Source organism: Collinsella aerofaciens ATCC 25986 (genome assembly GCF_964259375.1).
GTDB classification, from domain to species: Bacteria; Actinomycetota; Coriobacteriia; order Coriobacteriales; family Coriobacteriaceae; genus Collinsella; species Collinsella aerofaciens_BO.
This window is the reverse complement of sequence record NZ_CAXVJM010000017.1, coordinates 21,277-37,480: the sequence shown is the minus strand read 5'-3', so window position 1 is coordinate 37,480 and position 16,204 is coordinate 21,277. Positions and strand designations below refer to the sequence as shown.

At 60.7% G+C, this 16,204-nt stretch carries 12 protein-coding genes; 8 read left to right on the top strand and 4 right to left on the bottom strand.

The genetic code is table 11. The features are described 5' to 3' along the window. On the top strand, positions 1–759 hold a 759-nt coding region (locus tag ACEXKH_RS08085; protein WP_373573727.1), incomplete at its 5' end, for an InlB B-repeat-containing protein. A 213-nt stretch (positions 760–972) separates the two neighbouring features. Here the strand turns inward: ACEXKH_RS08085 and ACEXKH_RS08080 are convergent. The 3 genes from ACEXKH_RS08080 to ACEXKH_RS08070 all read right to left on the bottom strand — a co-directional run bounded on the left by ACEXKH_RS08080 (position 973) and on the right by ACEXKH_RS08070 (position 5,107). Continuing rightward, positions 973–1,962: an FHA domain-containing protein gene (locus ACEXKH_RS08080; protein WP_373573726.1), complete on the bottom strand. Its 990-nt coding sequence runs from the start codon at positions 1,960–1,962 to the stop codon at positions 973–975. 35 nt (positions 1,963–1,997) lie between these two features. Then, a complete protein-coding gene (locus tag ACEXKH_RS08075; RefSeq protein WP_373573725.1) occupies positions 1,998–4,007 on the bottom strand; it encodes a DUF6273 domain-containing protein in 2,010 nt (669 codons plus the stop codon). A 143-nt stretch (positions 4,008–4,150) separates the two neighbouring features. Beyond that, entirely contained in the window at positions 4,151–5,107 is a 957-nt protein-coding gene (locus ACEXKH_RS08070; RefSeq protein ID WP_373573724.1) for an FHA domain-containing protein, read from the bottom strand. A gap of 323 nt (positions 5,108–5,430) precedes the next feature. Here ACEXKH_RS08070 and mfd point away from each other — a divergent pair, with 323 nt between their 5' ends. From mfd to ACEXKH_RS08050, 4 genes are all read left to right on the top strand, one after another. Next, on the top strand, positions 5,431–9,063 hold the full coding sequence (gene mfd / locus ACEXKH_RS08065; protein ID WP_373573723.1) for a transcription-repair coupling factor: 3,633 nt from the start codon (positions 5,431–5,433) through the stop codon (positions 9,061–9,063). An 87-nt stretch (positions 9,064–9,150) separates the two neighbouring features. Then, on the top strand, positions 9,151–10,014 hold the full coding sequence (locus tag ACEXKH_RS08060; RefSeq protein ID WP_373573722.1) for a phosphatase PAP2 family protein: 864 nt from the start codon (positions 9,151–9,153) through the stop codon (positions 10,012–10,014). Positions 10,015–10,059: 45 nt separating this feature from the next. Then, positions 10,060–11,085, top strand: a complete 1,026-nt coding sequence (locus tag ACEXKH_RS08055) for a threonine aldolase family protein (protein ID WP_373573721.1) — start codon at positions 10,060–10,062, stop codon at positions 11,083–11,085. 76 nt (positions 11,086–11,161) lie between these two features. Then, positions 11,162–11,743: a GNAT family N-acetyltransferase gene (locus tag ACEXKH_RS08050; RefSeq protein ID WP_373573720.1), complete on the top strand. Its 582-nt coding sequence runs from the start codon at positions 11,162–11,164 to the stop codon at positions 11,741–11,743. 47 nt (positions 11,744–11,790) lie between these two features. Here the strand turns inward: ACEXKH_RS08050 and ACEXKH_RS08045 are convergent, their stop codons facing one another. After that, complete coding sequence (locus ACEXKH_RS08045) at positions 11,791–12,513, bottom strand: GntR family transcriptional regulator (protein ID WP_373573719.1); 723 nt, start codon at positions 12,511–12,513, stop codon at positions 11,791–11,793. A 205-nt stretch (positions 12,514–12,718) separates the two neighbouring features. Between ACEXKH_RS08045 and ACEXKH_RS08040 the strand changes: the two genes are divergently transcribed. The 3 genes from ACEXKH_RS08040 (at position 12,719) to ACEXKH_RS08030 (ending at position 16,184) form a co-directional block, all read left to right on the top strand. After that, the gene (locus ACEXKH_RS08040) at positions 12,719–13,711 is read left to right on the top strand and encodes an SIS domain-containing protein (protein ID WP_006235139.1); all 993 of its coding nucleotides are present in this window, start codon (positions 12,719–12,721) and stop codon (positions 13,709–13,711) included. A gap of 284 nt (positions 13,712–13,995) precedes the next feature. Then, on the top strand, positions 13,996–15,078 hold the full coding sequence (locus ACEXKH_RS08035) for a DMT family transporter (protein ID WP_373573718.1): 1,083 nt from the start codon (positions 13,996–13,998) through the stop codon (positions 15,076–15,078). 182 nt (positions 15,079–15,260) lie between these two features. Then, positions 15,261–16,184, top strand: a complete 924-nt coding sequence (locus tag ACEXKH_RS08030; protein ID WP_373573717.1) for a PTS mannose/fructose/sorbose transporter subunit IIAB — start codon at positions 15,261–15,263, stop codon at positions 16,182–16,184. Positions 16,185–16,204: the final 20 nt, after the last annotated feature.

The following is a 16,204-nucleotide window of genomic DNA, read 5'->3' as shown; positions in this document are numbered from 1 at the left end:
GGTACCGACCCGGTCGACTTCAGCAAGCCCGTCCAGGGCGGCGGCGACCACGTGACGTTCTACGCCCAGTGGACCAAGGATAAAGGCGCTGACGAGAACGTCAAGGACGTCCTCTACTTCGCCAACGGCGGCACGTTCTTCGACGGCAACGAGACGCTCCAGGGCGTTACCGACGGCGACGGCGTCGCCCGCCAGCCCCTGGCCCCGACCCGCGAGGGCTACACCTTCGCCGGCTGGACCTATGACTCCAAGGGTACCGACCCGGTCGACTTCAGCAAGCCCGTCCAGGGCGGCGGCGACCACGTGACGTTCTACGCCCAGTGGACCAAGAACGAGACGCCTGCTGTCCAGACCCACAAGGTCAATTTCTATGTTGATGGTTCCACCACTACGGTTGAGGTTGAGGACGGCAAGACTGTTGCTCAGCCCAGCGATCCTTCCGTTGATGGCTTCAACTTTGTCGGCTGGTCTTCTTCCAAGGAGTCCTTCAAGAAGTTTGACTTCTCTACTCCTATCACCGAGGACACCACTGTCTACGCCTTCTTCACTGCTAAGACCCCCAAGTCCAATTCTTTGAAGAAGAATGATGGCAAGAAGCAGGTTCCTGCTGACAAGAAGGACGAGGCTAAGGCCAAGAAGAACGACGCTGCCCTTCCTACCACTGGTGACCCGACCTTTGTTGTGACCTCTGCTGCTGCCCTTACCGGCGCCGTGGCTGTCGCTGTGGGCATGTACATGACCAAGCGTCGCGAGCACTAATCACTTCTAGTGTTTACCTCCGGGCTTATTTAGCCCAAACCTGATAGCCGCGTGGGGACCCGACCCCCACGCGGCTTTTATGTTTTAGTTATCTTGCGTGAGTATTGTCGGCCCCTGCATTCGATTTCAGATGCCCATGTCATATAAAAGAGCGCCGCTGCGATGTGTGCAGCGGCGCTCTTTTGCGTTGATTCTTATTGGGCGAGCTAGGCCCTAGGCCAGCGCACGTACGTTCGAAGAGATCTTCAGCACCAAAAACTCGGTCGAGGAGCCCAGCTTGAGCAGGTCGCCGTCGTGGATAGGAATCTGCTTGTCCTCGTCATCGGCGGTGCGCAACGAGCGCGGCTTTTCGATAACGGTGGTCGCGCCGCTGCGTGTCACCAGCACCGTTCCATTGGTGGAGTGAAGGCCGCTTGCGAGCCATGTGCCGTTGGAAAACGCTACGCGCAGGTGGCGGCGGGATACATCGGGACCCACGTTGGTGATGCTGTTTCGGTCGTGTGCGAACGAGCCTAAAACCGTGCCCTCGGGATCGAGGCTCAAGGGATAGATCGGCGGCAAGGCCGAGCCGTCTTTCGCAAGCCTGAGCAGCCCCAGTTTTGCAGGAGGCTCGTTGACCTTGTGGTTGGTATCCTGCGCCTGGAGGACCTCGGTGGTCTCGAGCGTGCCAAAGGTCTGGGCTAGCTGCGTTATGGCAAAGTCTTTGACCTCGGAGGCGGCGGCATTGGGATCGGCCAGGCATCCACAGACCGTTAGCGCAAGGAGCTCCAAAAGGCGCCGGTCGCTTTGCTTGAGGCCCGGCATGACGGCGATGCGGTCAAAGATATTGCGCAGGATGGAACCATCGAGCTCCCAGTGTTCGAGCGACGTTGCCATGCGCTCGAGGGCATGCGCCGTAATGGCTTGCTGGCGAGCGTTGGCGGCCGCTGGGCTGTTGCCGCTGCCGATTTTTACAGCAGCGGCCAAATTCTGGACGCTCTGCGAAAAATCGGCAAACATCTCGGGGTCGATCTTGTCTGTACCCGGAACGACGTGCACCACGCGTCGCGATAGAAACGTCTTTTCGGTAATGCGAAACCTTGGGGCCGGTTTGGAGTCCATCGGCTTGTCCGAAATCAAGATGCGCGCCGCTTCGCGATTATTGATCTGCAGGTCGCACTTAAGGAAATCAAAGAGCACCTCGGAAGGTGTTTCCGCACGCATGATGCAAGGCTCCTTTCTGGTATCCGGGGAAGGTGTTAGATGCAAAAGCCGGGCAGGACATAGGTCATTTGGTCCGGATCGTTTCCAGGCGTTGCCCAGCTAAACACGTCGCCGTCTTTTCCAACGCGGTTAAAGTACGTCGAGTTGGCGCCCTCGCTGCAGTCGGCGCTGGGGGTGCGCTCCCAGTAGCAGATCTTTTTGCCGGCGACGGTGCGGATCATGGCATCGTTGGTGGTCAGGCTGCTCACACTCTGCTCGCGATAGAGCTGGTACTGTTCGCCTTCTCCGCTGTAGAGGGCAGAAAGGTACTCGCAGCCTTCTGCGAACGTTTCGGGCGCCTGGTAGCCGCACAACTCGCTCATGGACGGTAGCCACAGCTTGTCATCGGTGGCGGTGATGCTGGAGGCGTCTTTGGTGCCGCCGGTGTTGTTGGTGAGCTTTCGCACCGAGCGGATCTGATTACGGAGATCGTCGGGCAGCGTAGCCATGCCCTCGCCCGCCAGCCATTTGCGAAGAGACGATTGCTCCCAGCCACCCGTCGCAGCGCTGTCATTTACGGCGCGCGTGGCGATGGGGGTACGGAACATAAAGGTGATGCCAGCTGGGAGGCCGTCATCGGTGAACGTGTCTGCCTTAAAGCCCACGATCTGGACTTGTGCCTTGGTCCCATCGGAAAGCCTGACGGTCTTGGTGTTCTCGTTTTCGAGCGACTGCTTGCTGTTTACCAGGTGGTAGGTTTCGGCAATCGCGAGCGCCTTTTTGCTGGAAGATGTCTCTTGGATTTTTCGGGAGATCAGGGCGAGTTCTTCCCAGGTGTAATCGTCGAGTGACGGCTTGATGCCGTGCGACAGGTCGATGAGCCCCCAGCACCCCGTGGCAAGGGCGGAAGCTGCGATGCCGGCAACGCAGACGCCGCCGAGCGCGAGCGCAGTGCGACGCGAGATGACCGGGTGGTGCGTCTGAGTCTTGTTGGGGCCGGAAGCCTTTGGTTGCTGGCTAAAGTCGACAGGTCCGGGCAGCGGCGTGCGCGGCTCAAAATCGATGTCTTTAATCCAGGCATCGAGCTTGCCGACAATCGTAGACAGCGGCGCGCGCTGGGACTGCTCGTTATGAATGCCACTCATGATGACATCGACAAGCTTTTGGTCACCGGGTAAGCGCGCCTCGAGCAGTTCGGGCTCGTGCTCGATCTTGTACAGGTAGGGCGACTGGTCCATATGCTCGTTTAGGCGATATGGCGTGTGGCCGGCATAGAGCGTGTAGAGCACGCTGCAGAGCTCGTATGTATCGATGCTGGGCGACGTGCGCAGCGGCGCCAGCTCGGGGATGTCGTTGGAGAGCATCTCAGGCGGGGCGAACTCGGGGGTGCCGTTGCGCCAGATGCCTGTGGACATGGTAAACGAGGGGTCCGAGCGCTTGATGCTCGAGCTGCCCAGATCGACCAGACAAAGGTCAAAACTGCAGTGTGCAATCTGCTGGGCAAGGGGTCGGCGCGCCGTTCGAATAATGATGTTGCGCAAGGAGATATCACGGTGCACAAAAGGTGCATCGAGCTTTTGGGTGTTCAGGAGGATCTCTCCCAGGCGTTTTCCGATTGCGGCGACGGTGTTTGCGGGAATGCGGCCGCCCTCGGCGCGGTCGGTTAGCTCTGCCGCGGCATCGCGAAGGGGCAGGCCTTCAATCCATTCCATAAGGATGACCGGTGTGTTGCCGGCATAACCGTAGCCATAGGTTTTGGGAAAGCCGTCCAACAGTGAGACGACTGCAAGATTGCGATACTCTTCGGTGAGCGTCTTGATGCCCGAGGGGCTGACAGCGGAGCCGTTTTCATCACAGCCGCTGAGGGGCCACAGCGTCTTGAGCGCAAAGGTCTCGCCCTCGGTGTTGGCGACCTTGCGAAGATGGTGGGAGCCGCCGCCGACTGCCCCGCAATCCAACAGGGTGGTAAAGCGGCGAATGGTATCGGAGTCTTCGGTGGTCGCAAACATGGCGTTTGGTTCAAAGGGGGACAACGCAATGATATCCATGTCCGTGTCGTACGTCACGGGGCGATCCTTTCGAGAAAAAATGCATAGCAATAATGTTAGTGAAAAGGTAGCGCAACCGTTGCCTTAATTGAAAAGGTGCCGTTATTTGCAGAGGTTAATGCAAATAACGGCACCTTGTGCGTCGAAGATGTGTGGGCAGGCTAGTCTGTGATACGAATGACCAAAAAACGCGTCGTGGCGCCCAAGCAAAGCGTGTCTCCGTTGTGAATCTCGACGGGGGTGTTGGCGAAGTTGGCGGGGCGGTCGCGTCGAGGCAGCTCGATAGGCTGCCGGCAGCGGTCGACGCCCGAGATCAAAAACGATCCGTTGGTGGAGTCGAGGCCCTGCGCAAGCCAGCGTCCGTCTTGGAACCAAATGCGCAGGTGCTGGCGCGAGACATCGGAATCGACGTCGGTGATGGCGTTCCCGTCGCCAGTCAGCGACCCGATAATGCTGCCCACCGGGTCCGTGGTAAGGGGACGCAGCGGCGGTCGTGCCGAGTTGCCCACGACGCGCAGCAGCCCCAGGCGAACGTCTCCTGTGGGGCGCGCGGTTGTCGAGAAAAATGAGGTGACGGTCGTCTCGACCGTGCCAAGCGTCGAGAGCATCTGGTCGGACACAAAGGACTCGGTGTACTCGATGGCGCGGGCGGGGTCGCCAAGGCAGCCGGTAACGATAAAAAAGATCAGATGGATGTAGAGGCGATCTTTAATGTCACTATCGTCAGTGGTCTCGATGCGCTCGACGCCGTTTCTAAAGAGCATGCCGTCGACGCCACAATTGGTAAGGGCATCCTGCATGTCTGGGACGCACGACTCCATATAGCGTTTAGCGACCTTGCTCAGCGATTGGGGGTCGGAGCCTCGGTTTTGCATGATGAGGTTGAGTATCTGGCGCGCACTTTGTTCAAAGGGCGCAAACAGCGGCTCGGAAAGGTCACCGGGTTTGGCGTGAACGATTTCGCGCGAGATAAACGACGGGACCGTCAAGCGTTCGGAGATGAGGCGTCCACCGTAACGGGCGTTGCCGGCCATGAGAATTTGCGCGGCGTTACCGTTGTTGATGCGACCGAGTGACTTAAGCCCGGCGTACAATGCACAAGATGGAGTGTCGGCCATTTGTTTTACCCCCCCCCTTCCTCAAAAAGTGACATTGAATACGTAAGCAATATCAATTATAGGCGCTTTGCAGCTCGAAATGCTCGCCAGGGGGCGCGGACGGTGTAAATCGCTGCCGGAAGACAACAAATCAAAAAGCGGAGAGTGGATTAATAAGCTGGGAAAACGCGTTAGCAAGACCGTTGTGGGCAACATTTGGCATGATGTCGCTTTGGCTTTTGGTCACGGGGTCGTGCGGTACCATAAACGTTAATGAACTTTGACGAACGACCCGCCGAGCTTGCCCCGGCGGGCTTTTGGCGTTGCGATGCCGGAGGAACAGCATGCTCATTCACCGTATAGCCGCGCAGCTCTACACTGCCGAGGCCTTGCAGACCGTCGAGGCAGGACTCGATGCTGGCGAGGACGTGACGCTGGCTGTGTCGCAGTCGGGCCGCACGCTTATGGCGGCAGCCCAGTTTGCGCGCCGTCCGCGCCCCACGGTCTATATTGTGAGCGGCGAGGACGCGGCCGATCGCGCCGCGCGCAGCCTTGCCGCCTACGTGGGCCTGGCACATGTGTGTCGTTTCCCCGAGCGCAAGGACTATCCGTGGCGCGAACAGGCGCCCGACGACGCCGTGGTGGCGCAGCGCTGCGAGGCTCTGGGGCGCATCGTGCGCGGGGATAACTGCATTATGGTCGCCTCGGCCCGTGCGCTGCTGCGCTGCGTGCCGCCGGTCGAGAGTCGCTATTGGGAGTCCACCACTTTTGCGGTGGGCGAGGAGATTCCTTTTGACGAGGTGCCGCAGCGCCTGGTGGGCATGGGCTACACCAATGCCGGCGCAGCCGACGCGCCCGGTCTGTTCCGCGTGCACGGCGACACCGTCGAGGTGTTCCCCGCGCAGGAGAAGGCGCCCGTGCGCATCGAGTTCTTCGGCGACGAAATTGATCGCATTCGCCGCATGGTGAGCTCAACGGGGCAGACCATCGGCAACGAGGACAGTATCGAGATCTTCCCCTGCCGTGAGCTGGCGCTTACCGACGATGCGGTCCACAACATGCATGTGGCGCTCTATCGCGCCAGCCAGGACGATAGCAAGCTGGCGGCGCTGCTCGAGATGGTGGATGCACGCATCGTCACGCCCGAGCTTGACCGCTTTTTGCCGGTGATGTACGGCCAGACCGTGAGCCCGCTGGCACACGTGAGCGGCAAGGCGCTCGTGGTCCTGTCCGAGCCGCGCTCGCTGTTCGACGACTGCCTGCGTGCCTACGAGGATATCGAGGCGCGTGCCGGCGAGGCAGGGGTCGACCGTCTGGACGGCCTGTATGTACGTGCCCAGCAGCTCGATTTTGGTGCTCAGCAGCGCCTGAACTATGTGAGCCTGATTCGCGCCGGCGGCGCGGTTACGGCAGAGCTCAAGATTGAGCAGCCGGCCATTGCGGGCTCGGACAACCGCTTTATGACGCGCATTCAGGAAGTCGTGGGCAAGCGCTACGCCTGCGTGTTTGCCATTCCCGACCGCGGTGCGCGCGAGTCGATGGAGCTCACCTTTGGCGACGAGGGCATTACCTTTGAGGAGTCGCTGACCGCGGCGCCCGAAAACGCCGGCGCTATCGGCGACCGCGTGCGCGTGGCAGCGGCGGATTCCGCCGACCGTGCCGCACGCCAGGAGGCCCGTCCTTCCATTCGCGAGCGTCGCGCCGATGCGCTCAACGCCCGCTCGCTCGAGGCGGGCGCCGCGCAGGCTGCCGCCGGCGCCGCCGTGCCCACCATCTCGCGCGGGCGCGTGACCTTTGTGGACGCTGCCCTGCCACAGGGCGTGGTGGTGCCCGATGCCAACCTGGCCGTGTTCTCGATCGCCGACCTCAACGCCCGCATGGATGCCAACCGCGCGCGCAGCCGCCGCAAGGTTGACATTACGCAGATCACCTTCCCGTTTAAGCCGGGCGACTACGTGGTGCACGCCACTCACGGCATCGCGCTCTTTAGCGAGATCGCGCGCCAAGAAGTGGGCGGCAAGGAGCGCGACTACTTTTTGCTGGAATATGCCGATGGCGACAAGCTCTACGTGCCGCTCGAGCAGGTCGACCGCATCACGCGCTATGTTGGCCCCGACGGCGACAAGCCGCGCCTGACCAGGCTCAACACCGCCGACTGGACGCGTGCCACCAACAAGGCGCGCAAGAACGCCAAAAAGCTGGCGTTTGACCTGGTTGACCTGTATACGCGCCGCTCGTCGATTACCGGTATCGCTTGTCCGCCCGATACGCCCGAGCAGATCGAGATGGAGGAGAGCTTCCCCTACGACGAGACACGCGACCAGCTGGAGGCTATCGCCGACATCAAGGCCGACATGGAGGCGCCCAAGCCCATGGACCGCCTGCTGTGCGGCGACGTGGGCTTTGGCAAGACCGAGGTCGCCCTGCGCGCGGCGTTTAAGTGCGTGGACTCCGGCCGCCAGGTCATGGTGCTCTGCCCCACGACCATTCTGGCCCAACAGCACTACGAGACATTCTTTGAGCGCTTTGCCCCGTTTGGCCTGGAGGTCGAGGTGCTCAGCCGCTTCCGTACCCCGGCGCAGCAAAAGCGCGCGCTCAAGGCGTTTGCCGAGGGCACGATTGATGTGCTCATCGGCACGCACCGCTTGCTTTCTGCCGATGTGAACCCCAAGAACCTGGGCATGGTGATCATCGACGAGGAGCAGCGCTTTGGTGTGCAGCACAAGGAGCAGCTCAAAAACCTGCGCGAGCAAATCGACGTGCTCACGCTCTCGGCAACGCCGATTCCGCGAACCATGCAAATGGCCACGAGTGGCGTGCGCGACATGAGCCTGATCACCACACCGCCGACCGGGCGTCGTCCCGTGATCGTGCACGTGGGGGAGTACGACCCCGACGTGGTGAGTGCGGCGATTCGCCTGGAGGTGGGCCGCGGCGGTCAGGTGTATTACGTGTCCAACCGCGTCAAGACCATCGACGACGCCGTGGCGCGCGTGCACGAGGCCGCGCCCGAGGCGCGCGTGGGCGTGGCGCACGGCAAGATGAGCCCGCGCGAGGTCGAGGACGTGATGATCGAGTTCGCGACCAAGAAGATCGACGTGCTTATCGCCACGACCATCGTGGAGAGCGGCATCGACAACGCAACGGCCAACACGCTCATCATTGAGGACTCGCAGCGTCTGGGCCTGGCGCAGCTCTACCAGCTTAAGGGCCGCGTGGGCCGCTCGGCCACGCAGGCATACGCGTACTTTATGTTCCCCGGTGAGCTGCCGCTCACTGAGGAAGCAACGGCGCGCCTGACCGCGCTTTCCGAGTTCCAGGACCTGGGCAGCGGCATGCGCATTGCCATGCGCGACCTGGAGATCCGCGGCGCCGGTTCGCTCATGGGCGCCGAGCAGCACGGCAACCTGTCGAGCGTGGGCTTCGACCTGTTTACGCAGATGCTGGGACAGGCCGTGGCCGAGGCACGCGGCGATGACGATGCCGGCGTGGAGGCAGCGAGCGTGGGCATCAACCTGCCGGCTGACTACTTTTTGTCCGAGGAATACATGCCGGCGGTGGACCAACGCGTGCTCGTGTACCGTAAGCTCGCGGCGGCTGAGGACCTGGAGAGCATCGACGAAGTGCAGGAGGAGACCGAGGCGGCGCACGGCGAGCTTCCGTTGGCGGGGCTCAACTTGTTCAACCGCGCTCGCATTCGTATTCGCGGCGAGCGCCTGGGGCTCGAGAGCGTCACGCTCAGCGGCGGACGCATCACGTTTTTGGGCGTCGACGTGCCCAAGAAGGTGGCCTTTGAGCTTAAGACCCGCTATGGCGCGGTGAACTTTCCCAAGAGCCGCAAGCTGTCGGTGCCCTACAAGGCGGGCGCCGGCGCGGGCAGCGGCCTGGGTCGCGGCCTCGACGCCAACGACGGCACCGGCCCGGTGGCCGCGGCACTCATGCTGCTGCAGCAATTAGGCACGAGCGACGATGACTAACAAGTAGGGGCGTGGCGGGGCAGAGCTACCAGTTGTTCTTTGCCCCGCCACCTCGCAGGTTGATTCCAACCCCATCGAAAGGAAAGCATGTTCGGATACATCTATAAGAAAGATGTCGCCATTATCGCGGTTGTCCTGTGCCTTTGTCTGGGCGTGGGCAGCTTCTTTGATTATCAAATCTCGAGTGCGCTGTTCAACATCGGCAGCATGTACGGCCGCTTTATCGAGGCCGCCGGCGAGCTGCCGTTTGAGCTGACGGCGAGCGTCGCGGGCGTTATGCTCGTGCGCTCGGCACGCCCCGATTCCAAGGCGAGCAAGTGGCTCGCTGCGCTGGGCATTTTGATCAACGTTGGTCTGGTCGGCTACGAGATTATCGGATCGCTGCGCGTCGGCGGCAAGCTTATTGCGTTTCAGCTGGTTCTGACGTTTGCGTTGGTCATCGCAGCCAACTTCATCGCCTACCGCCTTACGCGTGACACCGCGCCCGACGAGCTTACGCGCTGGGCGTTGATGGTGCTTGCCGTGTGGGTCGCTCAGGCCATCATCCTCAACGTCATTGTTAAGCCGTTGTGGTCGCGCCCGCGCATGCGCGTGATCGAGGTCACGCCGGGGCTCAATTTTCAGCCGTGGTGGGTGATCGGCAATCCCGACAAGTGGACCTATATCGCCGCCGGCGTGATCAAGGACGGGTTCAAGTCGTTTGCGAGCGGACACACGGCGCATGCGGCGATTGGCCTTATGCTCGCCGGGCTTCCCGCGGCAGCCTTTAAGGAAAAACCTTCGCGTCGCCGCGCGATCTTTTGGGCGGCGGCTGTGATCGCGGCGCTCGTCGCCTTTGGGCGCATCGTGATTGGAGCGCACTTTTTGACTGATGTGAGCTGCGGTTTTGCCCTGGTACTGGCACTTGAGTGCCTTGCCGCACGCATTGCCTATCCCAACGGCGTACAATAGCTCCGTTTGAATCATCTGGCCGATACCCGGTAAGAGAGGATTGCCATGCTCGCGTTTAACAACGATTATTCCCACGGCGCACATCCGGCAGTGCTGCAGGCGCTCGTCGACACCAATATGGAGCCGCAGCCCGGCTACGGTACCGATGCGCACACCGAGCGTGCCAAGCAGCTTATCCGCGAGGCCTGTCAGGCCCCCGATGCCGACGTGTTTTTTCTGGTGGGCGGCACGCAGGCCAACGCGACGGTGATCGACATGCTGCTCGCGCCGTACGAGGGCGTCGTTGCCGCCGAGACTGGCCACGTCGCCTGCCACGAGGCGGGCGCCATCGAGTTTGGCGGCCACAAGGTGCTCACCATCCCCGGCTACGAGGGCAAGATGCACGCCGAGGACCTCGAGAACTATATCCAGGTGTTCTACGAAAACGAGAGCTACGAGCACACGGTGTTTCCGGGTGCCGTGTACGTGAGTCTATCGACCGAGTACGGCACGCTGTACTCCAAGGCCGAGCTCGCGGCGATTCACGCAGTGTGCCAGAAGCGCGAGATTCCGCTGTTTGTGGATGGCGCCCGCCTGGCCTATGCGCTGGCGGCCGATGAGTGCGACATTACCCTGCCCGAGCTGGCGCAGCTGTGTGACGTGTTCTACATCGGCGGCACCAAGTGCGGCGCTCTGTGCGGCGAGGCCGTGGTGTTTTGCGGCATGCACGCCCCGGCGCATCCCATTCCGCGTATTAAGCAGCACGGCGCGCTGTTGGCCAAGGGCCGCCTCACGGGCGTGCAGTTTGAGGCGCTCTTTACCGACGGCCTGTATTTTGAGATTGGTCGCCAGGCGATCGAAACCGCGCAGGCGCTTCGTCGCGTGCTGCACGAGCACGGCTACCGGTTCTTCTTGGAGACGCCCACAAACCAGCAGTTTGTGATTCTGCCCAACGAGGACATGGCCCGCATTCGCGAGCATGCGGCGATCGAGTACTGGGAAAAGTACGACGATACCCACACGGTGGTGCGTTTTTGCACCAGCTGGGCCACGACGCAGGAGGATATCGACGCGTTGGCGGCGGTTCTGTAGCCTGATGTAATGACGAGGGGCCGCCTTGCGCTGGGTTTGGCGCAAGGCGGCCTTTGCTTTTGGGGAGAAGGGTTGTATGACAGAGATGTCCGAGCCGACGATTCGCCTGGCGACGCCCGATGATGCGCCGGCGTTGCTTGCCATCTATGAGCCGTATGTGCGCCAGACGGCGATTACCTGCGAATACGAGGTGCCGAGCGTTGAGGAGTTCGCCGGGCGCATCGAGCGTACGCTCAAGCGCTATCCATATTTGGTGATGGAGTTGGACGGGCGTCCGGTAGGCTATGCCTACGTGAGTCCGCTTAACAGCCGCGAGGCATACGACTGGTCGGTCGAGACGTCGATCTACCTGGCACGCGATGTGCGCCATGGCGGGCTGGGTCGCAAGCTGCACGACGCGCTCAAGCAATGCCTGGTCGCGATGGGCGTCACCAACATGTGCGCGCTCATTGCCGTGCCGCACGATAAGGACGACGAGTATCTGACGCACAACAGTCAGGATTTCCATGCCCATATGGGATATCGCCTGGTGGGCGCCTTCGACCGCTGTGCCCAAAAGTTCGGCCGCTGGTACGACATGTGCTGGATGGAGCTGGTCCTGGCTGAGCGCACACCCAACCAACCCAAACCAACCTGGTTCCCCGACCTCCTCGCCTAAAACCACCACAAAGGTGCCTGTCCCCTTTGTGGTGGTCTTGGTGGTGGTTAGCCGATGGGTTCGGTGTATTTGGCGCGGTCGGTGCGCTGGATGCGCTTGGAGACGTGGAGCGGGCGGCCGTCGGTGTCGTAGACGTAGTCGGTGATCAGGATCAGCGCCTGCCCGCGCTCAACGTTGAGCAAAAACGCCTCGTTTTGCGAGGCATAGCACACCTCAAAGGTCTTATGCCCCTGTGCCGGCGCGCGATGGAACTCCTGTCGTAGCGTGGCGTAGAGTGAACCGTTAATATCGCGATCGATGAGCGTCTCGAAGCTTGGCGGCAGGTAGGTGGTCTCCAGGCACAGCGGCGCGTCGTCCAGATAACGCAGGCGGACAAGTTTGACGAGCTTGCTGCCCACGGCGGCGTCAAAGAACTTAGCTATGCTGCCGGCCGCCTTGGCAAAGCCCGAGTCCACGGTGCGCGTGGTGGGCTTCATGCCCTGGCCTTCGACCTGCTTGGTATAGCTCGAAAACACTAGGTTGTTCTCGTGGAGCGCGGGCGTGTCGGCCACAAAGGCGCCACGCCCGCGCTCGGTGCGCACCAGGCCCTCATCAACGAGCACCTTAAGGGCGTGGCGCACGGTGCTGCGCGACAGCCCCGATTCGTCCATGAGCTCCATCTCGGACGGCAGCTTGTCTCCGCGTGCGTAGATGCCGGCGGCGATGCGGTCGCGAAGCGTACCCGCCAAGCGCTCGTATTGGCTCAGTTTCTTTTTAGATGAAGCATTCATGCGATTAGCCTATATCTAACTTGTATGCTTATCTAAGCAAGCATGTATTCAACACAACAATAAAACCGCTGGTATCGAGCTACCGAAAACCTTACCAGCAAAATTTCTAAGATAAATATAGCATACAACTAGTCGACATAACCAAAACATGTATGTAACTTGTATGCCATCGAGAGCATCAAACGAGAAGAAAGGCTGATGCACGATGACTACTCAGGAACAGGTTAAGGATGTCGTCTCCCAGGTTTTGGCTGACAAGGCAGACAAGGGCGGCATCAAGCGCGTCGTGTGGATTGGCGCTGGCGGATCCAACGGCGGCAACTATCCTGCCCAGTACTTTATGGAGCACGAGGCCACGCAGGTCGTGAGCTCCAGCTACACCAGCAACGAGTTCGTGCACGCCACCCCGGCCTACGTCAACGAGAACACCCTGGCCGTGGTCGTGTCCATGCGCGGCACCAAGGAGACCATCGTCGCCGCCCAGGTCGCCAAGGACCACGGCGCCAGCACCATCGCCATCTATGTCGACGAGTCCGGCCTTACCGAGGTCTGCGACTACAAGATCCAGTACGATAGCCTGGCCGTCGATGAGTCCTGCATGGGCCGCACCAACTCCGCCGTCGTGACCATGATCGCCATGGAGCTTACGCAGCAGACCGAGGGCTATGCCGAGTACGAGACCGCTATGGCCGCGTTCGACTTGGTCGACCCCATCTATCGCAAGGCCGTCGAGTACACCCGTCCGCTCGCTGCCAAGTGGGCCGAGCAGAACGCCGACAAGCCCTGCATCAACGTCATGGCCCAGGGCCCGCTCTTTGGTGCCGCCTACGTCTTTAGCATCTGCAACGTGCAGGAGATGCTGCAGATCGACTCCTGCACCATCAACACCTGCGATTTCTTCCATGGCCCCTTCGAGATTCTGGACAAGCGCACCTCGCTGTTCCAGCTCATCAGCGTCGGCCGCAGCCGCTGCAACGACGAGCGCGGCATCCGCTTCGTCAACCAGTACGGTGGCGAGCGCGTCTATCAGCTCGACGCCAAGGAGCTCGGCCTCAACGACATCAAGGACAGCGTGAGCGAGTACTTCAACCACCTGATCTTTGCCCCGATCCTCAACAACGTCTACATGCGTGCGCTTTCCGCCGTCACCCACAAGGACTACATGACGCGCCGCTACATGTGGAAGCTTGACTACTAGGGGATAGAGCGGCCTAACAGCTCGATGTCCTCATAAGTTGCGGTGGAATAGTTCCTGTTTGGGGGCTTGAAGCCTCTATTTAGGAACTATTTCACCGCAACCGCCAAGTAATCCGCTGGGGATGGAGGAAAACGGATCACTGACTCAGACCAGCCCCTCAGTGATCCGTTTTCCTCCGTCCCCAGCGGATCATTTTTCCGTTCGGCGATTTGTGTCTTGAAAAATGTATATAACGACTATAACGTAGTGTGAAACATATTGGAAACAATACCGAGGAGGCTGCGTTGAAGAAAAGCAATCTGGGCTATGTGCTGGTGCTGATCGCCGCGCTTATGTGGGGCAGCATCGGAATCTTTGTAAACGGAATATCGGCCCTGGGTGTTTCGTCTCAGAGCATGGCGGCCTTTCGCCTGTTGTCGGGTGCCGTCTTAATGGCTCCGGTCTTGGTATTCATGGGCTGCCAGGGAGGTGCTCGTGAGGGAAAAGCCTCGGGTCCCATGGCACTGTTCAAGGCAAGTCCTAAAGAGCTCGTCCCCTGCGCACTTGTCGGTATCGTCGGTTTGGCCGTCGCCAACACCTGCTATTACGAGTGCATGGGCGAGGTGGGCATGTCCACGGCCTCGGTGCTGCTCTATACCTCGCCGGTGTTTGGCGTCATGCTCGGCCGCGTGCTTTATCGCGAGGGCGTGACCCCCAACAAGCTCGTCGCCATCATCTTTAACATTGTGGGTTGCGTGCTCGCGGTGACGAGCGGCGACCTGTCCGGTTTCCATTTCTCGACTTGGGGCGTCGCGTCGGGTGTGATCGCCGGACTTTGCGGTGCGCTGCTGGCTGTGTTTAGCCGCATGGCCACCAAGACGCTGCATCCGCTGGCGGTTACGTTTTGGGGCTTTGTCTTTGGCGGATGCTTTATGGCTGTGCTTTCTGCTCCGTGGTCCGATGTGGCCGCGGCAATGTCCCCGCAGCTCATTCTGCTGTTCGCGGGCTTTGGCTTTATTCCGACGGCTCTTGCGTACATCTTCTATATGCAGGGCCTTTCGATGGATCTTGAGACGTCGAAGGTGCCAGTCGTGGCTTCGTTCGAAACCGTGGCGACCGTTCTGGTCGGTATTGGCATCTATGCCGAGTCCGCCGGCGCAATCAAGGTTCTGGGCATTGCGCTGGTGCTCGCCTCCATCGTGATCATGAACACCGACTTTTCCAAGCTGCGCAACAGCGCCATTGTCAAACGTATTGTCGAGAGCATGACCTTTAAGCCCAACGCGTGGTGGACGGAGAAATCGCAGGACATGGATCTGTTCCGCGAGCGCACCGGCATCGCGCTGGAGCCCACCGTGCAGGAAAGCCCCTGGTACTTCGTGCGATAGTGGATTGGCGAGGCGTCTGATCGGGTGTCGCCAAGACAGCGTCGGCCTGCCCGGCTCCAACGTTTCAAGTACGTTAAACCCGTCAACGGTCGATTTTCACCCGCGAACGGTCTTTATACTAATTAGCAATATAAGCAACGTATAAGACGTTATAATGACCATAACGAAAAGGAGGAGGCAAGATGAATCAGATCATTCTCGCATCTCATGGCGGCCTGGCCGCAGGCGCCAAAGACACGCTCGAGATGGTTCTCGGCGACGTGTCGAACGTCCACGTCGTGTCGCTTGCTCGTGACGACAAGGAGCCCATCACCAATAAGGTTGAGGCTATGATCGCCACGTTCAACGCGGACGACACCGTGTATGTGCTAACCGATATGCTCGGTAGCTCGGTCAACAACAACATGGTCGAGCTTTCCAAGAACGGCACGAAGTTCACGGTTGTCAGCGGTTTCAACATCCCGCTGGCGCTCACGCTCGCTATGAGCCCCGCCCCCGTCAAGGGCGCCGAGCTCGCGGCCCTCATCAACGAGGCCCGCACCGGTCTGACCAACCCCAACGCACCGGTCGAGTTCGCCGCGGCTCCCGCCAAGAAGGCCAAGGCGTCCCGTCACAGCTCCGGTCCCGCCAAGATCGTCCTCGCACGTCTTGACTACCGTCTGCTGCACGGCCAGGTCGTCTTTACCTGGACCACCAAGGTCCAGGCCGAGCGCATCATCGTCGTCGACAACGCTGCCGCCAACGATGACATCAAGAAGGGCGCTCTTAAGCTGGCCAAGCCCCAGGGCGTGCGCCTGAACGTCTTCACCGTCGAGCGTGCCCTCGCCAAGATGGACAAGCTCAACACCCTCGGCGAGCGCGTCATGTTCGTCTTTGGCAACACGGCCGAGATGCTGCAGTTCTGCCAGGGCTACAAGCTCGACGCCATCAACCTGGGCGCCACCGCCAACCACGACGGTGCCGAGCAGGTCGGCGGCAAGGACAGCTCCGTCTTCCTCGACGCCACCCAGAAGGCCGACGTCAACCAGCTGCTCGACATGGGCATCAAGCTCTACGTCCAGCAGACCCCTACGTATCAGAGCGTCGACATCGACGCCAAGCTGTAATCAACCAGGCTTTTGCCTGA